This is a genomic window from Streptomyces sp. TLI_185 (assembly GCF_003814765.1).
Lineage (GTDB): Bacteria > Actinomycetota > Actinomycetes > Streptomycetales > Streptomycetaceae > Streptomyces.
In genome coordinates, this window is record NZ_RKRB01000001.1 from 5593792 (window position 1) to 5614758 (window position 20967).

Below are 20967 nucleotides of genomic sequence, written 5' to 3' on the forward strand. Positions count from 1 at the left end.
GATTCACGACCCCACGCCCGCAAAGTCAACGTCGGCCCCCGTCCCCGGAATCGGGTACGTGACACCAGGTATGAGGGGACCGTATATCTGCTGAAGGCTGCTGCGATTTCAGTGGCCCGGTCTTCTTTCCGCCGGCAGAACTGGAGGGCCTTCCATGGGAGTCGAGCTCATACACCGGGCCGTCGCGCACCGGGCCCGGACGGCGCCCGGGGACCTCGCGGTGGTGGACGGTGACCTGCGCCTCGACTATGCGGCGCTGGACGCGGCGGCGGACGACTGGGCACGGCAGCTGGCGTCGTCCGGCGCGGGAGAGGGCACGCTGATTCCCGTACTCCTGCCGCGCTCCGCCCGCCTGTACGTCGCGCTGCTCGCGGTGCTCAAGTGCGGTGCCGGGTACGCGGCTCTGGACCCCCGGTGGCCGCGGGAGCGGATCGACGGCGTCCTGGCACAGCTGGCGGCTCCCGTGCTGGTGACCGACCAGGAGGAGTGGTCCGGACAACACCCGGTGTGGCGGCCTCCTGCGGACCTGCCGGTGCTGCAACCGGGCCCGGACGAAGGGGCGTTCAGTCCCTACGACGGACCGGCCGACGCACCCGCGGCGGTCTTCTTCACCTCCGGCACCAGCGGTACCCCCAAGGGCGTCGTGTCACCTCACGCGGCCACCACCCGCCTGTTCGCCCCGGGCGGGCCGCTCGCCTTCGGCCCGGGCACCGTCATGTTGCAGGCGGCTCCCGCAGCCTGGGACGCCTTCTCCCTCGAACTGTGGGGGACGCTCACGACCGGTGGCACCTGTGTCACGGCCCGGGAGGACTACCTCCTCCCGGACACGCTGCGCCGGGCGATCGACACCTGCGGGGTGAACACCGCCTGGCTGACCGCCTCCCTCTTCAACCTCTTCACCGAGATCGACCCGGACTGCTTCAAGGGCCTGGACCGCCTCTACACCGGCGGCGAGAAGCTCTCCGGCGGCCATGTCCGCGACTTCCTCGCACAGCACCCCGGGATCCGGCTGTTCAACGGCTACGGCCCGGTCGAGAGCTGCGTGTTCGCCACCGTCCACCCCATCGAGGAACGGGACTGCGACCGGCCGTACGGCGTCCCTGTCGGCCGCGAGGTTCCCGGCACCGTGGTGCACGTCCTGGACGAGGACGGCGGGGCGTGTCCGCCCGGTGCCGTCGGCGAGCTGTGCGTCAGTGGCGCCGGCCTGGCGCGCGAATACCTCGGCGATCCGGCCCTGACCGCCGCACGCTTCCCGCACGGCCGGCCCGAAGGCGCACCCCTGCGCCTGTACCGGACCGGCGACCGAGGCTTCCGCGACCCCGACGGCGTCCTCCACTTCACCGGACGCACCGACCGCCAGATCAAGATCCGCGGTTACCGCATCGAACCCGAGGAGATCGAGACGCACGCGGCACGGCTGCCCGGCGTCACCCACTGCGTGGCCGTGCCCGTCCCCGGCGAGCTGGGCACCTACGACCGGCTTGCGCTCTTCTACACGTCGTCCGACGACACCGCCGAGCCCCCCGCCGCGCTGCGACGCTCCCTGGGCCGGCTGCTGCCCGCCCACGCCGTACCCGACGTCGTCCACTGCGTGGACCGCCTCCCGGTCACCGACAACGGCAAGGTCGACCGCACCGAGCTGCTGACCCTGCTCGCGGGCTGAACCGCTCGCTTCCGCCGACCGGAAACCGTCCCGAGGAAGGCCCTGCCCCCATGCCCGTCATCACCCTCATGTCGCCCGATGCCAGCCCCGGCAGCCCCGCTCTGGACCGGCTCGCCAAGGCGGTCACCGGACTGCTCGGCATCCAGCCGGAACACTGCTGGGTGATCTGGCAGCGGCTCGACGCCGACGCGGTGCACCGCCCGGAGTGGCGGCGCCCGTCGGGCCCGTACGCCCCCATCGGGTTCGTCACCTGCAAGGCGAGCTATGACCGGGAGACCGTGGGGCGCCTGCTGCTGCTCCTGCGCGACGAGCTGAGCACCCTGCTGGGCGTACCGGCCGCCGAGGTCTATCTGGCCGTACGCCGGGCCATACCGGGCGAGCTGCTGGTCCGGGGGGACGTCTGGACGGCAGACGCCTGAGAACCGGTCGCAGCAGAGGCCGTCCACCCGTCGCCCCACCACCACCGAGGAGATCCGTGTCCCGCCGCCTGTTCACTTCGGAGTCCGTGACCGAAGGCCACCCCGACAAGATCGCCGACCAGATCAGCGACACCATTCTCGACGCCCTGCTCAAGGAGGACCCGTCGTCCCGGGTCGCTGTGGAGACCCTCGTCACCACGGGTCTGGTGCATGTCGCGGGAGAGGTGACGACCACCGCGTACGCCCCGATCCCCGCACTGGTGCGCAGCAAGATCCTCCAGATCGGCTACGACAGCTCGCTCAAGGGCTTCGACGGCGCCTCCTGCGGCGTGTCCGTGTCCATCGGCGCACAGTCACCGGACATCGCCCGGGGTGTGGACAGCGCCTACGAGTCACGCACGGCCCACAGCGACGGCGAGCCGGACGAGCTGGACCGGCAGGGCGCCGGCGACCAGGGGCTGATGTTCGGCTACGCCTGCGACGAGACGCCCGAACTCATGCCGCTGCCGATCACGCTGGCGCACCGGCTGGCCCGTCGGCTCGCCGAGGTGCGCAGGGACGGGACGCTTCCCTACCTGCGGCCCGACGGCAAGACCCAGGTCACCGTCGAGTACGACGGCGACCGGCCGGTCCGCCTGGACACCGTCGTCGTGTCCGCGCAGCACGCGGCAGGCACCGACACCGACTCGACCCTGGTGCCGGACATCCACGAATGCGTGGTGGAGCCCGAGCTGGCCTCGCTCGGCATCGACACCGAGGGCTACCGGCTGCTGGTCAACCCGACCGGACGCTTCGAGACCGGCGGCCCGATGGGTGACGCCGGCCTCACCGGCCGGAAGATCATCATCGACACGTACGGCGGCATGGCCCGCCACGGCGGCGGCGCCTTCTCCGGCAAGGACCCCTCCAAGGTCGACCGCAGCGCCGCGTACGCGATGCGCTGGGTGGCGAAGACCATCGTGGCGGCCGGTCTGGCCCGCCGGGCCGAGGTGCAGGTGGCGTACGCCATCGGCAAGGCCGAGCCGGTCGGCCTGTTCGTCGAGACGTTCGGCACCGAGACCGTGCCCGTCGCACGGATCCAGTCCGCGGTGACCGGTGTCTTCGACCTCCGCCCCGCCGCGATCATCCGCGATCTCGACCTGCTCCGCCCGATCTACGCCCAGACCGCCGCGTACGGCCACTTCGGACGGGAGCTGCCCGACTTCACCTGGGAGCGCACCGACCGCGCCGAACGGCTCCGGGCGGCGGCCGGGGCCGCCTGAGGACCGGCGGCGCGTCGTCTCCCGTACCGGCCCGCCCGTGTGACCAGGCGGGCCTTGCGTTCCGGGCGGACCATCGAAGAAGATGCCCGGCGGGGACCGGGGCCCCCGTGTCGGTAACGGCAGGGGCGGACCGCTACCCGGAGCAACAACAGGAGACAGCGATGTCCCACCAGGCTCAGCCCCACGAGGCTTCGGAGCCCGAGACTCCGCATCTCGACTTCGCAGGCACGACGCCGTACGAGGACTACGTCAAGGCGGACGTGCTCACCCACCTCCAGCACACCCTCTCCGACGACCCCGGAGAGATGGTCTTCCTGGTCACGACCCAGGTGATGGAGCTGTGGTTCACGGTGATCGTCCACGAGTGGGAGACCGCGGCGCACGCCCTGCGCTCCGACGACGTGCCCACCGCGGTCGCCGCGCTGAAGCGTTCCGTACGGGAGCTGGAGGCGCTGAACGCCTCCTGGAAGCCGCTCGGCCAGCTGACCCCGGCCCAGTTCAACTCCTACCGGAGCGCACTGGGCGAGGGCTCCGGCTTCCAGTCGGCGATGTACCGCCGGATGGAGTTCCTGCTCGGTGAGAAGTCCGCGTCCATGCTGGTCCCGCACCGCGGCGCACCCCGCGTCCACGCCGAACTGGAGAAGGCACTCGCCGAGCCGAGCCTCTACGACGAGGTGCTGCGGCTGATGGCGCGGCGCGGCTGCGCGATCCCCGCCTCCGTGCTGCGCCGCGACGTCTCACGGCGCTACGAGCCGTCGGACGCCGTCGAGGCCGCCTGGACCGCGATCTACGCGGGCGACGAGAACGCCGAACTCGCCCGGCTCGGCGAGGCGCTGACCGACGTCGCCGAGCTGGTGTGGCGATGGCGCAACGACCACCTGGTCGCCACCCGCCGCGCGATGGGCTCCAAGCCCGGCACGGGCGGCTCGGCGGGCGTCGCCTGGCTGGAGAAGCGCGCGCAGAAGAACGTGTTCCCCGAGCTGTGGACGGCGAGGTCCCATGTCTGAGCTGACGGTAAGGGCAGCGGAACTGGACGCCGCCGACGAACTGGCCGGGACGCGCAAGCAGTTCGTCCTCGATACTGTGTCTGATCATGCGGCTGACGCCGCGGGCGTCTACTTGGACGGGAACTCGCTCGGCGCCCTGCCGACGGCGGTCCCGGGGCGGGTGGACGACGTCGTACGCAGGCAGTGGGGTGCGCTCCGCATACGTTCCTGGGACGAGAGCGGCTGGTGGACGGCGCCCGAGCGGATCGGCGACCGGATCGCTCCGCTGGTCGGGGCGGCGGCCGGGCAGATAGTCGTGGGCGACTCGACAAGTGTCAATGTCTTCAAGGCACTTGTGGGCGCGGTACGGCTGGTCTCCAAGCCCGGGGACGAGACGCGGGACGAGATCCTCGTGGACGCGACGACCTTCCCCACCGACGGCTACATCGCCGGGTCGGCGGCCCGCATGACGGGGTGCACCCTGCGACCGGTCACTCCGGCGGAGGTGCCGGGTGCGCTGTCCGCTCGTACGGCCGCCGTCCTGCTGAACCATGTCGACTACCGCACGGGCCGCCTGCACGACCTGCCCTCGCTGACCGCCGCCGTGCACGCGGCGGGCGCCGTGGCGGTCTGGGACCTGTGCCACAGCGCGGGCGCGCTGCCGGTGGGGCTGGACGAGCACGGCGTCGACCTGGCGGTCGGCTGCACCTACAAGTACCTGAACGGCGGCCCCGGTTCACCGGCGTACCTGTACGTCCGCCAGGACCTCCAGGACCGCTTCGACTCCCCCCTGCCCGGCTGGAACTCCCACGCGGAGCCCTTCGGGATGCGGGACGCGTACGAACCGGCGTCCGGCGCTCTGCGCGGCCGGGTCGGCACGCCGGACATCCTCTCCATGCTCGCCCTGGAGGCGGCACTCGAGGTCTGGGACGGCGTCTCGATCGAGGCGGTGCGCACCAAGTCCCTGGCGCTGACGGACTTCTTCCTGGAGTGCGTGTCGGCGTACGTCCCCCAGGGGCGCGTGGAGTCGCTGACCCCCCTCGCCCATGAGCAGCGCGGCAGCCAGGTGGCGCTGCGCTGCGACGACGCCGGGGACGTGATGAAGCGGCTGATCGAGCGGGGGGTGGTCGGGGACTTCCGGCACCCGGACGTCCTGCGGTTCGGGTTCACGCCGCTGTACGTCGGGTTCGGGGACGTGGAGCGGGCGGCCCGGGTGCTGGCGGAGACGCTCGGCGATCTCGCCGGATAGCCCGGGGGGCTTGTGCCGGGCAGTCCGCGGTGGCTTCGGTGGCCGCGGAACTGCCCGACCCGGGGGCTACAGAACCGTTTCCCCTCACCGAGCGTGACATCCCCGTGTCGGCGCACGTCACCGGCCTGATACCGTCCCCGCCAACGGCCGGTTTCCCTCCCTGGTCCGCCACACGTCAATGCCGTTATGTCGCTGAGAGGTTGGAGCATGCCGGACGACGCCGCAGCTGCCCGGGCCGCCGCCGAAGAGGAGTCGGCGTTCTCGCACCCGGTGGTCGATCCCGACTTCACCGCCGCGTACGGTGACCACCCCGATCAGCTGATCGACTTCTACCTCCCGCGCACCGAGCCGGCGCCCGGCGCCCTCGCCCCGCTGGTCGTCGTGCTGCACGGCGGCGCGTGGCGGGCACCGTACGACCGCCGGCACATCTCGCCGTTCGCGGGCTTCCTGGCCCGGCGGGGTTTCGCGGTCGCCAGTGTCGAGTACCGGCGGGGGAGTGCGATCCCGGCTCAGGGCGGCAGCGCCGTCGCGGGCCGCTGGCCGGAGACCTTCGACGACGTCGCGGCCGCGCTGGACGCGCTGCCCGCCCTCGTACGCGAGGCCCTTCCGCAGGCCGACCCGCGCCGCATGGTGATCACCGGGCACTCGGCCGGCGGCCACCTCGCCCTGTGGGCGGCGGCCCGCCATCTGCTGCCCGCCGACGCCCCCTGGCGCATCGACCGTCCCGCACCGCTGCGCGGTGTCGTCGCCCTGGCCCCGATCGCCGACTTCGAGGTCGCCGACAAACTGGACGTGTGCGGGGGCGCTTCGCGTCAACTGCTGGGCGGCGACGAGAAGTTCGCCGAACGTCGCCCGTACGCCGACCCGTCGCTCCTGCTGCCGACGGGCATCGCGACCACCCTGGTCCAGGGCCGCACGGACGTCACCGTCCCGGAGGCGGTCGCCGAGTCGTACGCCGACGCGGCAGCGAAGGCCGGCGAGGTCGTGGGCCTCACGCTCCTGGAGGACGTCGGCCACTTCCCCCTGATCGACCCGGCGGCGGACGCCTGCGCGGTGGTGGCGGAGGAAATCGCCCAACTGGCCTGGTGACCCGCCCCCTTCATACCCGTAGTACCTGAGAGCTACGACCCAGGACAGCTCCCTGGCGTGACGCGGACGACAGATCACGATCCGTAACTTCCCATCCAGACAAGCCCGATGACCGGGCGAACTGGAGGGGGAGACGGCCATGGGGATCAAAACAACTCTGCGGATCCTGCAGGTGGTTGCACCGTCCGGGGCGCCGGCAAACCGCCGCAGCCTGCGGGCATTCGTGCCGCCCAGGGCGGCTCCCGACCCAAAGAAAGGCGGCACCCCGCAAGTGGGGGCAAGCGAAACGCCCCCACCCGAGCCCAAGCGCCGCCGCACCCACAACTGGCGACGAGCCACCCTCGCAGCCCTCATCACCGCCGCCGTGGTCACCCCGCTCTCGGGCGCAGCCCGCCCGCAGATCCCCGCCCCGCCCCCCGCAACCCTCGCCCCCCTCACCGCAACCACCCTCGACGCGGCCTACAGAGCCAACCGCACCAACGCCGCCCAGGCGTCCCGCATGGCCGCAGCCCACGGCGACCGCAAACGCGCCGCAGCGGACCACTCCATGGCCTCCCCCACCCGCCGATTCCTCACCTTCGACGGCCGCGGCGAGGGCCAGGCCACAGAGGTCTTCGGCGACCTCACCCACGCCACCCGCATCGCCGTCCTGATCCCGGGCTCGGACACTTCCCTCGACACCTACGACCGCTTCCGCGCAACAGCAGTCGCTCTGCACAACCGCCTGCTCCGGCAGGCCCGGAAGGGCACCCGCACCGCCGTAGTCGCCTGGCTCGGCTACAGAACCCCCGGCACGGTCAGCACCGCGGTCCTCACCACGGACCGCGCCGACGAAGCGGCCCCGCACCTGCGCGAGTTCATCGCGGGACTACGCCACATAGCAGGCCGCAAGGCGGACATCTCCCTCCTCTGCCACTCCTACGGCACGGTCGTCTGCGCCCGCGCCGCCCCCGGCCTGGACGTGCAGGACATCGCCTTCGTCGGCAGCCCCGGCACCGGCGCGGACACAGCGGCGGCCCTGCACACCAGGGCCCGCGTCTGGGCGGCCCGCGGCGCCGACGACTGGATCGAGGAGGTACCGCACGTGAGGGCGGACCTGTTCAGCTGGACCGTCGGCTTCGGCACGGACCCCGTGTCCCCGGCCTTCGGCGCCCGCGTCTTCGCGGCGGGCCCCGGCGGCCACAGCGACTACTTCAGGCCGGGCTCGGTCTCCCTGGCCAACCTCACCCGCATCGTCCTGGGCGACACAAAGGAGGTGACCCGTGCGTGAGTCGAGCGTGCGCCACGCGTGGGACGGCATACGACACCGCGCCGTACGAGAGAGCGCCGTACGCGAGAGCACCGTAGGACAGGGCGCCGTACGCGAGAGCACCGTAGGACAGGGCGCCGTACGAGAAAGCGCCCTAGCGCAGGGCGCCGCAGGACAAGGCGCCGCACGGCACAGTGCCTTACGGCGGTTCGCCGGCCGCATCGACACCGCCACCCCCACCGACCGCGACCGCGCCGTGGACGCCCTGCGTGCCTTCGCGATCCTCGGTGTGGTCCTCGGCCACTGGCTGGTCACGGCCCTGGTGGCGGACGGCGGCTCCCTGCACGCCTCGAGCCCCCTCCAGCACATGCCCTGGCTGGCCCCGATCTCCTGGGCCTTTCAGACCCTGGCGGTGTTCTTCCTGGTGGGCGGCCACGTGGCGACCCGTAGCCACACGGCGGCCCGGGCCAAGGGCACGCCGTACCGGCAGTGGCTGACCGACCGTCTGTCGCGGCTGTTCAAGCCGGTGGCCGCGGTACTGGTCCTGTGGACGATCGCCGCGACGGCCCTGTTCCTCTCCGGCGCGGAACCCGACACGATCCACACGCTGGTCAAACTCGCCCTCTCCCCCCTCTGGTTCCTGCTGGTCTTCGCGGCGCTGACCGCGGCGACCCCGCTCCTCACCCGGCTCAACCCCCTGTGGGCGCTGGCCGTCGTCCTCCATGTGGACCTTCTCCGTTTCGGCCTCGGCGCCCCGCAGAGCCTCGGCTGGGTGAACCTGGCAGCGGGCTGGCTGGTGCCGTACACCCTGGGCGCGGCCTGGACCCGCGGCGAACTGGAACGCGCCCGCGCGGGCTGGATCCTGCTCGCAGGAGGTGCGGCGGCGACGGTTCTGCTGGTCGCCTTCGCGGGCTACCCGGCCTCGATGGTCGGCGTCCCGGGGCAGACGATCTCGAACCTCAACCCGCCGACGCTGGCCGCGGTCACCTTCGGCCTGGCCCAGTGCGGCCTGGCCCTGCTCCTGCGCGACCGGCTGCGCCGCACGATGCGGCGCCCCCTGGCCTGGGCGGCGGTGGCCTTCGTGAACCTCTCCGCGATGACGATCTTCCTCTGGCACCAGACGGCCATGATGGCGACCACGGCCACCGCCCTCACCGCGGGCCGTCTGCCAGGCCTGCACACCTCCCCCGACGGCCTCGGCTGGGTGGCGTTCCGCCTGGCCTGGCTCCCCGTGTTCGCCCTCGCGCTCACGGTCTGCTGGACGGCCTTCCACTCCTACGAACGCCGGGGCCCGCGCGGCAGAAGCACCGGCCCCTCCCGGGTGGTCCGCCGGCACCGCGGCCCGGACGGGACGGCAGCGAGGATCGCCCATCGTGCCTAGGGTTGGCCGCGTGACGGAAACGGGGATCCAGCGGGCGTTCGGCGGCCGCGTCCTGCGCTGGCTGCGCGTGCTCCGCGACGACCTGTGGACGGCCCGCGCGGACCCGTTGCCCGCCTTCGGGCGGCTGCGGCGGGTCCCGCACGGCGTGCTGTGTGTTGCCGCGTTCGGGATCACGTTCGGCGGTGTAGCGCAGCTCACGGACAACGGACATCTCGGCTTCGGCTACGGCTTCCTGATCGGACTCGCGCAGGGCGGCGCGGTGGCGCTGGCGCTGTGGCGGCCGATCCCGGCCTGGTGGCTGTCGACAACGGGCTCCGTCGTGGGGGCCGTTGTGGTGCACTTCAGCCTGACCGGCGGCGCGGCGCACGACTTCACCTGGCCCTGGACGGGGGCCGGGATCATCGCCCAGCTGCTGGTGCTGCTGCTGCTCGCCCTGCGCGTGCGTACCCGCGTGTCCGTGGAGGCGCTGGTCCTGACGGTGCTCGCCACCCTGGTCCTGCAGGGCGTGTGGGAGGCGCCGCACCCGCAGTCCGCCGGCCCGCAGCAGTCGACGGGCCCGCTCGCGATCGCCCTGTCCGCCGTCGCCGTCCTGCTCGGCATCGCGCTGCGCAGCCGCCGCGAGGCACGCGCGGAGGTCGGACGGCTGACCACGCTCACCGCCGAGGAGCGGGCCCGGCGCACCCTCCTGGAGGAGCGCAACCGCATCGCGCGCGAACTGCACGACGTGGTCGCCCACCACATGTCCGTCATCTCCATCCAGGCCCAGGTTGCCCCGCACCTCGTCGAGAACCCGCCCGACGAGCTCAGGGAGAACCTCGAGGGCATACGGCACAACGCGCTGGAGGCACTGACCGAACTGCGCCGGGTGCTGGGCGTGCTGCGCTCGGAGGACCCCGGCACGGACGCACCGGCCGACGGCGGCAACGACCCGCACAGCCCGCAGCCCACCCTGGACCGGCTCGATGCGCTCGTCGAGAACACCCGGGCGGCCGGTCTGGCCGTGACCACGCGGACCACGGGGGAGCGGCGCCCGCTGCCGTCGGGCGTGGAACTGTCGGCGTACCGGATCGTGCAGGAGGCTCTCAGCAACGTGCTGCGCCACGCACCCGGCGCGAACGCGAGCGTCGAAGTCGCCTACGTCCCCTTCGGACTGCGCGTGGAGGTCGTCAACTCGCGTCCGCTGCACGAGGCCCCGTCCTCGCCGGGCACGGGGCACGGTCTGCTGGGTATGCGGGAACGGGCGGCGATGCTCGGCGGCGACCTGACCGCACACCCCCGGCCGAACGGCGGCTACCAGGTCTCCGCCTTCCTGCCGGTCGACCCGCGTGCCGACGGCGCGGACCGGCCCGATGCCCCCGACCCCGCCACCGACCCGAAGGACGACACCGCATGACGAGCAGCAGCAACAGCCCCATCCGGGTAGTGATCGCCGACGACCAGCAGATGGTCCGGCAGGGCTTCACCGTGCTGCTCAACACCAAGCCGGACATCGAGGTGGTCGGCCAGGCGGTCGACGGCCTGGACGCCGTCGCCAAGGTCGCCGAACTCGCCCCGGACGTCGTCCTCATGGACATCCGCATGCCCGAGCTCGGCGGCATCGAGGCCACCCGCCGCATCACCGACGCGACACCGCACATCAGGGTGCTGGTGCTCACCACCTTCGACCTCGACGAGTACGTCTACGAGGCGCTGCGCGCGGGGGCGTCCGGGTTCCTCCTCAAGGACGCGTCGGTGGACCAACTGGCGGAAGCAGTCCGGGTGGTGGCGGCCGGTGACGCGCTGCTCGCGCCCGGCATCACCCGGCGGCTGATCGCCCAGTTCTCCCGCCTCGACGACAAGCCCCGCGCCCCGCTGAAGGAACGCGTCGGCGACCTGACCGAGCGGGAGACGGAGGTCCTCGCACTGATCGCGCAGGGCCTGTCCAACGCGGAGATCGCCCAGCGCCTGGTCGTCGCCGAGCAGACAGTGAAGACCCACGTGGGCCGCATCCTGGTGAAGCTGGGTCTCAGGGACCGCACCCAGGCGGCGGTGTTCGCGTACGAGTCGGGACTGGTACGCCCGTCCGGCTACTGACCCGTCCGTCCCGCGGCCCGTACCCGTAGTACCTGAGGGGGAGGCCGAAGGACCCTTCTCACTGGTGACGACCGCGACCCCCGCCGCGGCCTACCTTCTTTACGTGACCGAGACGCCCCACACGCAGCCGATACCGCCGGAGCCCACCAGACACATGGAGCCGCCGGACAGCGCGTTCGAGCCGTACAAGCCGCGCAGCCCGGAGGCCCGGGCGGCGGCGGACGCCCTGCGCGGACTGCGGCAGGACCTGTTCCACGACGCCTTCGCCTACCGCCCGCTGCCGCGCGCGAGCGCCGACGGCCCGCTCGCCCGGCGGCTGGGGCGGATGCGGGAGTACGCGATCTGGGCCCCGCACGCCCTGATCACGGCTGCCGGCCTCTTCGCGATGCTGATCGCGTCGAACAGCAGCGTCACCGGCGCGGCCACCAACATGGTCCTGGGCCTGCTTGCCCTGGCCCCGGTCCTGCTGACCATGGTCCGGCCGGTCGGCGCGTTCTGGCTGTCGATGATCGCGACACCCGTCGCCGCCGCAGTCGGCGGTGACTGGAGCAGCGAATGGCCGTGGCTGCCCGGCAGCTTCGCCTGCCACCTGATGGTGCTCACGATCGTGGCCATCCGCACGAGGCCGCGCACGGCAGCGTGGATGTGGGTCCTGACGGGGGTGTACGGCGCCGGGGCGGAGCTCTTCCCCAGCCGCTACAACCACTACAGCCCGTACGGCTCGGACACCATGGAGCTGCTGTTCGTCTCCGCCATGTTCCTCCTCGCCGTCTCCCTCAGGCACATCCGCCGCGAGGCGCGCCAGGAGGTGACCGCCCAGCAGACGGTGACCGCGCACGAGCGTTCCCGGCGCACCCTGCTGGAGGAGCGCACGACGATCGCCCGCGAGTTGCACGACGTGGTCGCCCACCACATGTCGGTGGTCGCCATCCAGGCGGAGGCAGCCCCCTACCGGGTCGAGAACCCGCCCCCGGAACTGGAGAAGGCGTTCGCCACGATCCGGGAGAACGCGGTGGCGGCGCTCACCGAACTGCGCCGCGTGCTGGGCGTGGTCCGCGCCGAGGACTACGAGGCCCCGGACGCGCCGCAGCCCACCCTCGCCGACCTGGACGGACTCCTGGCCAACGTGCGCGAGACGGGCCTGAACGTCGACAAGACGCAGACCGGAGCGGTACGGGAACTCCCGCAGGGCGTAGAGCTGTCGGCGTACCGCATAGTGCAGGAGGCGCTGAGCAACACCCTGCGCCATGCACCGGGCGCGGCTGCCACGGTGGAGGTCTCGTACGTCCTCGGCGGCCTGGGGCTGCGCATAGTGAACGGCCCGCCGCCCGAGCCGTCCCTGGTCAAGCCGTCCCCCGGCGCCGGCCACGGCATCACCGGCATGCGGGAGCGCGTCACCATGCTGAACGGCGAGATGACAGCGGCCCGGACGGACGAGGGAGGCTACGAAGTGACCGTCTTCCTGCCGGTCGCTGCCGCAGTGACCGAAGGAGAGGCATGACCATCCGCGTCCTGATCGCGGACGACCAGATGATGGTGCGCGAGGGCTTCTCGGTCCTGCTCAACGCGATGCCGGACATCGAGGTCGTGGGCGAGGCGGTGAACGGCCGCGAAGCCGTGGACCGCGTTCGCGAACTGTCCCCCGACGTGGTCCTGATGGACATCCGCATGCCGGAACTGAACGGCATCGAGGCGACGAGGGAGATCGTCGCGGCGAACAGCACGGCGAAAGTCCTCGTCCTCACCACCTTCGACCTCGACGAGTACGTCTACCAGGCCCTGCGCGCAGGAGCCTCGGGCTTCCTCCTGAAGGACGCCTCGGCCCGCCAACTCGCCGACGGCGTAAGGGTGGTGGCCTCCGGCGAGGCCCTGCTCGCCCCCTCGGTGACGAAGCGCCTGATCACGGAGTTCTCCAAACTCTCCGAGTCCCCCCGCGCCATGCACTCCGCCCACCAGGCCTACGGCGACCTCACCGAACGCGAAACGGAGGTCCTGGTCCTCATCGCCCAGGGCCTGTCCAACGCGGAGATCGCCGAACAGCTGGTGGTCGCCGAGTCGACGATCAAGACCCACGTCAGCAGGATCCTGGTGAAGCTGGGGCTACGGGACCGGACACAGGCGGCCGTGTTCGCTTATGAGGCGCGGTTGGTGACGCCGGGTTAGGCAGGGCATCGCGGCCGGCATCGGAACGGCGACTGCGCGCTGCTCCAGGATTGCCGACCATATCGTTTATCGATAGTATCGATAAACGATATGGTCGCGGCTTGTCCTGAAGGGGGAATCATGAGCGTGGGTCGTTGCAGGCCAGGCGTGGCGGTGGTCGTCTGCTGGAGGTCGTCCTCGGGCTGGCGTTGGCGCTGGCGGGACTTTTCGGGGTGCTTCTGCCGCTCCTCGGGGTGACCGGAGCCATCGACTCCAGCAGGGCGCGTGACGTGACGATCGAAGCCGTCACACGGCTGCCGGCCTCTGTGCCGAGCGGACCGGTGACGCTTCGTGGCACTCACCGGGCGGAGCTCGCCCTGACCCATCCCAATGTCCAGCAGCGGATACTGCTGGCACTGCCCGACCTCTTCTACGGCGCGTTGCTGATCCTGGTCCTCGCTCTCCTGCTCCGCATGGCCCGTACGCTGCGCGCAAGCGACGTCTTCGTGCCGGAGAACGCCCGGCGGCTGCAGGTCATCGCGGCGGCGATCGTGGCCGCGGGCGTACTCGGCCCTGCAGTGGACGCGATCACCACTCACCTCCTGATCAGCGGTACGGCCGTCAGCCCCGCGATGCCTTTCGCCTACACCGTGTCGGCCGCGCCCCTTCTGCTGGGCTTGCTCGTCGCCGCGCTGGCGGAGGTCTTCCGGCAGGGCACGAGGCTGCGTGAGGACACCGAGGGGCTCGTCTGATGCCACCGGAGGACGACCACCACATCAAGGTTCACCTCGACCGACTGCTAGCGGAACGCGGCATGACCCTGGCCGAACTGGCGGCGCGGGTCGGCGTCACGGTGGTCAACCTCTCCGTTCTGAAGAACGACCGCGCCAAGGCGATCCGCTTCTCCACCCTGGCCGCGATCTGCCGGGAACTGGGATGCCAGCCCGGTGACTTGTTGAGCTACCACGACTCCGACCGGCGTCCCGGGAGCTCCGGGGCGCGTGGGGCATGAAGCTCCTCGGGAGGCGGGGCCGGTCTCCGGCAGCTGGGCACCGTACCGGTGCTCCCTCTTGCGCGTGTGCAAATGACACTGCCTCACCGAATGCTCAAGCGAAGGGGCCCGAGAGCGTTCGTCACGTCCCCGGGCCCGATCGTTCCGGATCCCGCATATTTCGTCAGGGGGAGGCTACTGCTGAAAGGATCTTCTCTCTGCGGTCTGCCTCGCCTGCCACGATGGATACCGACTTGCCGCCGGGGGAATGAGATACGGAAACCGAGCCTTTGTGCCCTATCTTGTCGATAGCACCGGAAGGCGAATAATTGACGACGAGGGCGCTTCTGCTGCACCAAAGTTCCGCCCACGGCGGGGCGTGCCCCGACCCGTATCCGGACGTCCTCATGTAGGGGCCGAATGGCAGGCGTGAACTTCCTTCATTGCCTTCCTTCGGCCATGACGCGAGAAGCTGCAACGAGGGTTTCTGGTGTGCATCCGAAGGGAAGGCGACAAGTCCGCACTTTTTCCCCTCGGTATACAAAACGAGCCTCTCGCTGCCTGTGTGCACCTCGCCGATCACTCTTCGGCTGGGCTCGTGAGAGGTGACGTCCAGTTCGGCGAAAGGGTCACCAGCCACGCCGACGGTCGGGAGTTTCAGCAGTGCGGCGGTTGCCGGGGAACTGGATGGATCGGCGGTCCCCGTATCCGCTGCCGTACAAGCCGAGGAGAGCAATCCCAGTGCGATGCCGGCGATGAGACATCGACTCGTCCGCATCATCGGTGTTCTCCCTGATCTCGGGACGTTCGTCTAATCGGTCCACTGGTTGAAGCACACACCGACCGGCCTCATTGCCCAGCTGGCCCCCTTATTCTTGCCCTCATAGTAGACGTTGAAGGTGTACATGTCGTACAGGGGGTACGCCTCGATGTACCCGTACTTCCCCTTGGGCACTTCGTATCGCGTCTGATCTTCAACGGTGGTGGTACCCGTCACCTTGAAACCAAGCTTTCCGGAGACCACCTCGGCGTCAACCGAAACTTCGCTGCTCAGTTCTGCAGAAACAGATTTCGAAACTGTCATCACGAGGGTTGTCTTGCCGGCTCCGCTGGTCTTCTGCAGCTTGGTGGTGCCGCAGACCTCGTTCGGGCCGTCGACATTCTTAATCGAGTAGCCGCTGCTTGCGAGGGTGGATACCCCGGGAGCTGCCGGGATCGGCGCGGCGGAGGCTGTTCGCTTCACCACAGTGTTGGAGCCGGGCCTGAAGAAGCCGTCTGGGATGGAAGTCGACGCGGTCGAAGCTTTCGGCGTGGATGCCTGTGCAGCAGAAGCCGTCCCGGCCCCGGTCATGGGCAGAATCACGACACTTGCGAGCACGGCAGTCTTCGATATGCGGTTCATGTTTCCCCGTCTTGTCTTCACCCGCTGGTCAATTGGGTGATTTGTGACTGCAAAGATATGCGTCACAGACACTTGAGGTCAAGGAAGGGTTGTGCAATCTGAGCTTGATTTGAGGTAACTCCTGGTGGGTGGCTTGTCATTGTGCATTTCTTCCCCAGTATCTAAACTTGCTTTCTTTATCCGACATATGGACATCTCTGGGGCGACAGGGCGGCGTGCGGGCATGGTGGTCACGCCGGGCTGAGGGAGAGGGTTGCGCTCGTCGAGTCAGAAGTCGGCGCCGCCGCCGGCGAAACGTACGGGTGACACGAGAGCGATACGGATCAGGCCGGGCTCGGGAGGAGGAGCGTCGTAGACGTAGGTGACGGTGAGCGCGGGGTGGGCGTCCGTGCCTCAACTCCGGCAGATCCTCGACCAGATTGAGCAGCAGCACGCGAGGATACGCGTCATCCCCTTCGATCAGGACGGATTTGGGGGCGCCGGGATCTCGATGATGTACGCGTGCGGGCCGGTTCCGCAGCTGGACACCGGTCTTCGCGATGCTCCCACCGGAGTCGCGTTCATCGATGCGGAACTTCAGCTGAACCAGCTTCGAACACTTTTCCTTAGGATGCAGGCAGCGTCGTTGGACCTCATTGCGTCACGCGACTTCATCCACCGACTGGCGAAGGAATCGTCATGAATTGGCGGAAGTCGACGTACTCCGGTGGAGGCCAGGGTGACACCTGCGTCGAGATGGCGGAACTCCCCACCCGCATAGCCATCCGCGACTCCAAGGCCCCGGCCCGCGCCACCCTCTCCTTCCCTCCCGTCGCCTTCACCGCCCTCATCGACCATCTGAAGTCTTTGTCACAGCTTGACCAGGCGTAGTTCCTCGCCCCGTCTGCCATGTCCGTGTCACGGCTACGATTGGCCGACTTCGGGGGTTGGAGGGGGACTTGAGGATGATGGTGCGACGGAGATCGCTCGGCTTCGTCGGTGTGGCCGCGCTGGTGCCGCTGGTCGCTTCCGGTGCGCTCACCGCTTCCGCGCATGCTGCGTCGGCCTCGCTGGCCGTCACCACGCTGGGGCGGCACGGCGCCAAGGTCTCCACGACGGTCAACGTCGTCGCCGTGCCGTCCGGGCAGACGTACAGCGTGACGTCCGGCAAGCGGATCAGCCTGCCGGCGGGACGCTACATCGCGATGACCGACATCTCTGAGAGCGCCACCGACGGTGTGGGCACCGACACCATCGGCGCACAGGTCGTACAGGTCTCGGGCAGCAAGTCGGTGACGCTCGACGCGCGCAAGGGCAAGGCCGTCAAGGTGTCGCTCGACACGCCCGCCGATGTGACCGAACCGCCGAAGATCTCCGCGCAGGTGTGCGCCGCCACCGTCAGCAACATGCCCTCCGCCTTCAGCGTGGGCGGCTGGAACGACGAGGGGGCCCTCTACGCCATCCCGAACTCGTCCAGGCTGCTGCAGTTCGGGTATCTGGCGCAGTGGTCCGGGAACGACAGCTACGTCGCCGCGAAGAACACCACGGGCATCCCGGCCGCGCCCGGTGGGTCGTTCAAGCGGTCGAAGCTGGCGACGATGCGTTTCTCGGTACGCAGCGGTACACAGATGGCCCGTCAGAACGACACCGCGCTCCAGGCACAGCCGAAGACCGACGACTGCACGACCGACCTGATGGCCACGGTCCGCGACGACAACGCGCCGTACAGCGCCACCGTCCACGTGACTCCCGGGACCTGGCAGCCGCGTGACGACATCATGGCGGGCAACGGCGACGACGTCGGCGGCGGTTTCCCGAAGCTCAGGACGCTGAAGGCGGGGCAGAGTTTCACCCAGTCCTTCGGGCGGGCCGTGTGGAGTCCGATGCACTATCTGCCGTTGCTCGGACGGAAGTCCGTCACCTTCATTCCGGATGCCCTGATCGGCGACCCGGACGTCGGCGTCAACGGCGCCGACCCGACGAAGGAGACGGTGGTCCTGTCCAAGGGAAGCATCATCGTCAAGAAGAAGACCCTGACCAACTGGGGCGGCGGCGACGCCGAGTTCTCCGCCGGCATCCGCTCGGCCGGGTGGTACCGCCTGACCGTCGACGCCCACCGCTACCGTCCGGGCATCACCTTCCCCGCCGGCATGCTGTCGTCTCGCGCCACCCTCGACTGGCACTTCAAGGTGGCCGATCCGGCCCGGGCGATCGTCGCCCCCGTGTTCCTGACCCGCTTCCTGCCCACCGGGCTGAACAGCCACAACCAGGCCGCAGCCAACAGCACCACGACCGTCGACGTGAGTGCCGGGCGCGGCTCCCAGGGTCCGGACGTGAAGTTCACCAACGTGACCGTCAAGTCCGTCCGGGTCTGGTCGTCCGCCGACGGCGGCAGGACCTGGCAGGCGGCGACCGTCAAGCACGTCGGCTCGGCCTGGCAGGCGTCCGTCCACAACCCCGCCTCCGGCGCTGTCGCCCTGCGCTCCGAGGTGACCGACTCCGCCGGGGACCGCTCGGTGGAGACGGTGTACCGGGCGTACGCCGTCGGCTGAGGCCCGCGGCCAGGACGTTGGTGTCGTCGCACGGGGCCGTCGTGGGCCACCGGTGGAAACCTGGTGGCCTCGGCGTACCACCTGAGTAGGGTCGGGCAAGTGCCCGAGCTGAAACGGCTGCATGCCGGTCATGCCCCGGCGGTCCTGGCCTTCGAGCTGGCGAACCGCGCCTACTTCGCCGCCTCGATCACCGACCGCGGCGACGACTACTTCGAGCAGTTCACGGAGCGGTACGACGCCTTGCTGGCCGAGCAGGAGGCCGGCATCTGCGCCTTCCACGTGCTCGTCGCGGAGGACGGTTCGGTGCTCGGCCGGTTCAATCTGGTCGATATCGAAGACCACAGTGCAGAGCTCGGCTATCGGGTCGCGCAGCATGTCGCCGGACGGGGCGTGGCGACCGCGACCGTGCTGGAGCTGTGCCGGCTGGCGGCGGACCGGTACGGGCTGCGCACCCTGCGGGCGGCCACCGCCCACCAGAATGTGGCGTCCCAGAAGGTGCTGACCAAGGCCGGGTTCGTTCCGGTCGGCCCGGCCGACCCGGCCCAGGTCGGCGGCAATCCGGGGACCTGGTACCAGCGCCACCTCGTGCCGGAGTACTGACATCCCTGGTCAGGCGGGTGGATACCGGGTTAGCGTCCGTCCATGACCGCCTTCGACCCGTGGGACCCGGCGTTCCTCGCCGACCCCTACCCCGCCTACGCCGACCTCCGCGCCCGGGGCCGCGTGCACTACTACGAGCCCACGAACCAGTGGCTCGTCCCGCACCACGCCGACGTCTCCGCGCTGCTGCGCGACCGGCGGCTCGGGCGGACGTACCAGCACCGGTTCACGCACGAGGACTTCGGGCGGACCGCACCACCTGCCGAACACGAGCCGTTCCACACCCTCAACGACCACGGGATGCTGGACCTGGAGCCGCCGGACCACACCCGGATCCGGCGGCTGGTGTCGAAGGCGTTCACACCGCGGACGGTCGAGCGGCTGGGGCCGTACGTCGGCAACCTCGCCGGGGAGCTGGTGGACCGGCTCGTCGAGAACGGCGGCGGCGACCTGCTCAGCGAGGTCGCCGAGCCGCTCCCCGTCGCCGTCATCGCCGAGATGCTGGGGATCCCCGAGGCCGATCGCGGCCCTCTCCGCCCCTGGTCGGCCGACATCTGCGGGATGTACGAGCTGAACCCCTCGGAGGACACGGCTCGCAAGGCCGTACAGGCCTCGGTCGAGTTCTCCGAGTACCTGCGCGAGCTGATCGCCGAGCGGCGCAAGGAGCCCGGCGACGATCTCATCTCCGGGCTCATCGCCGCCCACGACGAGGGTGACCGCCTCACCGAGCAGGAGATGATCTCGACCTGCGTTCTGCTGCTCAACGCCGGTCATGAGGCGACCGTGAACGCCACGGTCAACGGCTGGTACGCCCTGTTCCGCAACCCCGACCAGCTCGCCGCCCTGCGCGCCGACCACTCCCTCGTCCCCACCGCCGTAGAAGAGCTCATGCGCTACGACACCCCGCTTCAGCTCTTCGAGCGCTGGGTGCTGGACGAGATCGAGATCGACGGGACAGTCATCCCGCGCGGTGCCGAGATCGCCATGCTCTTCGGCTCCGCCAACCACGACCCGGGGGTTTTCCCGAACCCCGAGCAGCTCGACCTCACCCGCAAGGACAACCCGCACATTTCGTTCAGCGCCGGCATCCACTACTGCATCGGGGCCCCGCTGGCCCGGATCGAACTGGCCGCCTCCATGACGGCCCTCCTGGAGAAGGCCCCGACGCTCAGCCTGGCGGCGGAGCCGAAGCGGAAGCCCAACTTTGTGATCCGGGGGTTGGAGGGGCTGGGCGTCGAGGTGGAGTGATCACCCGTTCGGCTGATCACCGACCGATTCCGGGCGATGGTCGTGAGCGGCTCGTCAAGCTGGTGCCTGCCTGCGAAGGGAGGCACCATGACGGTTATGGCAGAGCGTGCGTCGTCTCAGTTGTCGGTGGACATGTTCGAGCGGATCGCCGAGTTCGCCGAGAGGGAGGACGAGACCGTCAGGTTCGAGTTCATCGACGGACGGATCGGGCTCAAGAAAGTGACGAACGGCAACCACAACACGATCACCATGTGGCTGATCCGTCAGTGCATGCGTGCTCGGCCCGAGTCGGACCTCAACCCTCTGCAAGGGCTCAAGGTGGAGGCGTACCGCAAGGGCCGGGCCCGGCCGGATGGAGTGCTCGCCCCTGTCGATCACTTCGTGGGCCAGGGGGAGTGGGCCGATCCCCGCGGCGTGCTGATGGCAGTCGAGATCACGTCGTACGACTCGGACACCCACAAGCGTGACCGGGTCGAGAAGCCTCGGGCGTACGCCGAGGCGGGCTTCCCGGTCTATCTGGTGATTGACCGGGACAACCTGTCCATTCTGGTTCATAGCGATCCGGATCTGGAGGACGGCTACCGAGACATCCACGTGGTCAGGCTCGGTGGCAAGGTGACCCTCCCCGACCCCGTCGGCATCGAGCTGGACACCGAGGAGCTCAAGCAGTACGTCGACTGAT

Annotated in this window: 20 protein-coding genes and 1 pseudogene; 20 read left to right on the forward strand and 1 reads right to left on the reverse strand. The window is 69.9% G+C overall.

Translation table 11 applies throughout. The features are described 5' to 3' along the window. Positions 1-154 precede the first annotated feature (154 nt). From EDD92_RS25745 to EDD92_RS25810, 14 genes are all read left to right on the forward strand, one after another. Positions 155-1663: an amino acid adenylation domain-containing protein gene (locus tag EDD92_RS25745; protein ID WP_123966471.1), complete on the forward strand. Its 1509-nt coding sequence runs from the start codon at positions 155-157 to the stop codon at positions 1661-1663. A gap of 50 nt (positions 1664-1713) precedes the next feature. After that, positions 1714-2082: a hypothetical protein gene (locus EDD92_RS25750; RefSeq protein ID WP_123966472.1), complete on the forward strand. Its 369-nt coding sequence runs from the start codon at positions 1714-1716 to the stop codon at positions 2080-2082. 56 nt (positions 2083-2138) lie between these two features. Next, positions 2139-3344, forward strand: coding sequence for a methionine adenosyltransferase (gene metK / locus EDD92_RS25755; protein WP_123966473.1), 1206 nt, complete (start codon positions 2139-2141; stop codon positions 3342-3344). A 161-nt stretch (positions 3345-3505) separates the two neighbouring features. Beyond that, entirely contained in the window at positions 3506-4351 is an 846-nt protein-coding gene (locus tag EDD92_RS25760; protein ID WP_123966474.1) for a tryptophan 2,3-dioxygenase family protein, read from the forward strand. Then, the gene (gene kynU, locus EDD92_RS25765; RefSeq protein WP_123966475.1) at positions 4344-5579 is read left to right on the forward strand and encodes a kynureninase; all 1236 of its coding nucleotides are present in this window, start codon (positions 4344-4346) and stop codon (positions 5577-5579) included. Before EDD92_RS25760 ends, kynU begins: the two co-directional genes overlap by 8 nt. 207 nt (positions 5580-5786) lie before the next feature. Continuing rightward, positions 5787-6668 carry an alpha/beta hydrolase gene (locus EDD92_RS25770; RefSeq protein WP_123966476.1) on the forward strand — a complete coding sequence of 294 codons (882 nt, stop codon included), beginning with the start codon at positions 5787-5789 and terminating at the stop codon, positions 6666-6668. A 271-nt stretch (positions 6669-6939) separates the two neighbouring features. Beyond that, complete coding sequence (locus EDD92_RS25775) at positions 6940-7938, forward strand: alpha/beta hydrolase family protein (protein WP_260326755.1); 999 nt, start codon at positions 6940-6942, stop codon at positions 7936-7938. 199 nt (positions 7939-8137) lie between these two features. Continuing rightward, on the forward strand, positions 8138-9298 hold the full coding sequence (locus tag EDD92_RS25780) for an acyltransferase (RefSeq protein ID WP_123970542.1): 1161 nt from the start codon (positions 8138-8140) through the stop codon (positions 9296-9298). Between the two features lie 10 nt (positions 9299-9308). Next, positions 9309-10691: a sensor histidine kinase gene (locus EDD92_RS25785; RefSeq protein ID WP_260326756.1), complete on the forward strand. Its 1383-nt coding sequence runs from the start codon at positions 9309-9311 to the stop codon at positions 10689-10691. Continuing rightward, complete coding sequence (locus EDD92_RS25790; protein ID WP_123966479.1) at positions 10688-11371, forward strand: response regulator transcription factor; 684 nt, start codon at positions 10688-10690, stop codon at positions 11369-11371. Before EDD92_RS25785 ends, EDD92_RS25790 begins: the two co-directional genes overlap by 4 nt. Before the next feature lie 103 nt (positions 11372-11474). Further along, positions 11475-12872, forward strand: coding sequence for a histidine kinase (locus EDD92_RS25795; protein ID WP_399184028.1), 1398 nt, complete (start codon positions 11475-11477; stop codon positions 12870-12872). Beyond that, the gene (locus tag EDD92_RS25800) at positions 12869-13534 is read left to right on the forward strand and encodes a response regulator transcription factor (protein WP_030942176.1); all 666 of its coding nucleotides are present in this window, start codon (positions 12869-12871) and stop codon (positions 13532-13534) included. The genes EDD92_RS25795 and EDD92_RS25800 overlap by 4 nt, the downstream gene beginning before the upstream one ends. A 134-nt stretch (positions 13535-13668) precedes the next feature. Then, complete coding sequence (locus EDD92_RS25805) at positions 13669-14265, forward strand: DUF2975 domain-containing protein (protein ID WP_123966480.1); 597 nt, start codon at positions 13669-13671, stop codon at positions 14263-14265. Then, positions 14265-14525 carry a helix-turn-helix transcriptional regulator gene (locus EDD92_RS25810; RefSeq protein ID WP_123966481.1) on the forward strand — a complete coding sequence of 87 codons (261 nt, stop codon included), beginning with the start codon at positions 14265-14267 and terminating at the stop codon, positions 14523-14525. The genes EDD92_RS25805 and EDD92_RS25810 overlap by 1 nt, the downstream gene beginning before the upstream one ends. A 790-nt stretch (positions 14526-15315) precedes the next feature. Here EDD92_RS25810 and EDD92_RS25820 read toward each other — a convergent pair. Continuing rightward, positions 15316-15906 carry a hypothetical protein gene (locus EDD92_RS25820; protein WP_185124127.1) on the reverse strand — a complete coding sequence of 197 codons (591 nt, stop codon included), beginning with the start codon at positions 15904-15906 and terminating at the stop codon, positions 15316-15318. Positions 15907-16300: 394 nt separating this feature from the next. Between EDD92_RS25820 and EDD92_RS25825 the strand changes: the two are divergent. The 6 genes and pseudogenes from EDD92_RS25825 to EDD92_RS25850 all read left to right on the forward strand — a co-directional run. Beyond that, positions 16301-16588 (forward strand): annotated as a pseudogene (locus EDD92_RS25825) (Scr1 family TA system antitoxin-like transcriptional regulator); the annotation flags it as partial. Beyond that, on the forward strand, positions 16585-16776 hold the full coding sequence (locus EDD92_RS25830; protein ID WP_123966483.1) for a DUF397 domain-containing protein: 192 nt from the start codon (positions 16585-16587) through the stop codon (positions 16774-16776). The pseudogene EDD92_RS25825 and the gene EDD92_RS25830, both read left to right, overlap by 4 nt. Before the next feature lie 77 nt (positions 16777-16853). Continuing rightward, on the forward strand, positions 16854-18437 hold the full coding sequence (locus tag EDD92_RS25835) for a hypothetical protein (protein ID WP_123966484.1): 1584 nt from the start codon (positions 16854-16856) through the stop codon (positions 18435-18437). A gap of 99 nt (positions 18438-18536) precedes the next feature. Beyond that, positions 18537-19037 carry a GNAT family N-acetyltransferase gene (locus EDD92_RS25840; RefSeq protein ID WP_123966485.1) on the forward strand — a complete coding sequence of 167 codons (501 nt, stop codon included), beginning with the start codon at positions 18537-18539 and terminating at the stop codon, positions 19035-19037. A 42-nt stretch (positions 19038-19079) separates the two neighbouring features. After that, positions 19080-20285, forward strand: a complete 1206-nt coding sequence (locus tag EDD92_RS25845) for a cytochrome P450 (protein ID WP_123966486.1) — start codon at positions 19080-19082, stop codon at positions 20283-20285. 87 nt (positions 20286-20372) lie between these two features. After that, positions 20373-20966, forward strand: a complete 594-nt coding sequence (locus EDD92_RS25850) for a Uma2 family endonuclease (protein WP_123966487.1) — start codon at positions 20373-20375, stop codon at positions 20964-20966. Position 20967 lies beyond the last annotated feature (1 nt).

What these genes read in the sequence shown, in the direction of transcription:
- EDD92_RS25745 (WP_123966471.1), top strand. Translation starts at nt 155, where the DNA reads ATGGGAGTCGAGCTCATACACCGGGCCGTCGCGCACCGGGCCCGGACG.
- EDD92_RS25750 (WP_123966472.1), top strand. Translation starts at nt 1,714, where the DNA reads ATGCCCGTCATCACCCTCATGTCGCCCGATGCCAGCCCCGGCAGCCCC.
- EDD92_RS25760 (WP_123966474.1), top strand. Translation starts at nt 3,506, where the DNA reads ATGTCCCACCAGGCTCAGCCCCACGAGGCTTCGGAGCCCGAGACTCCG.
- kynU (WP_123966475.1), top strand. Translation starts at nt 4,344, where the DNA reads ATGTCTGAGCTGACGGTAAGGGCAGCGGAACTGGACGCCGCCGACGAA.
- EDD92_RS25770 (WP_123966476.1), top strand. Translation starts at nt 5,787, where the DNA reads ATGCCGGACGACGCCGCAGCTGCCCGGGCCGCCGCCGAAGAGGAGTCG.
- EDD92_RS25790 (WP_123966479.1), top strand. Translation starts at nt 10,688, where the DNA reads ATGACGAGCAGCAGCAACAGCCCCATCCGGGTAGTGATCGCCGACGAC.
- EDD92_RS25800 (WP_030942176.1), top strand. Translation starts at nt 12,869, where the DNA reads ATGACCATCCGCGTCCTGATCGCGGACGACCAGATGATGGTGCGCGAG.
- EDD92_RS25810 (WP_123966481.1), top strand. Translation starts at nt 14,265, where the DNA reads ATGCCACCGGAGGACGACCACCACATCAAGGTTCACCTCGACCGACTG.
- EDD92_RS25820 (WP_185124127.1), bottom strand. Translation starts at nt 15,906, where the DNA reads ATGAACCGCATATCGAAGACTGCCGTGCTCGCAAGTGTCGTGATTCTG.
- EDD92_RS25830 (WP_123966483.1), top strand. Translation starts at nt 16,585, where the DNA reads ATGAATTGGCGGAAGTCGACGTACTCCGGTGGAGGCCAGGGTGACACC.
- EDD92_RS25835 (WP_123966484.1), top strand. Translation starts at nt 16,854, where the DNA reads ATGGTGCGACGGAGATCGCTCGGCTTCGTCGGTGTGGCCGCGCTGGTG.
- EDD92_RS25845 (WP_123966486.1), top strand. Translation starts at nt 19,080, where the DNA reads ATGACCGCCTTCGACCCGTGGGACCCGGCGTTCCTCGCCGACCCCTAC.
- EDD92_RS25850 (WP_123966487.1), top strand. Translation starts at nt 20,373, where the DNA reads ATGACGGTTATGGCAGAGCGTGCGTCGTCTCAGTTGTCGGTGGACATG.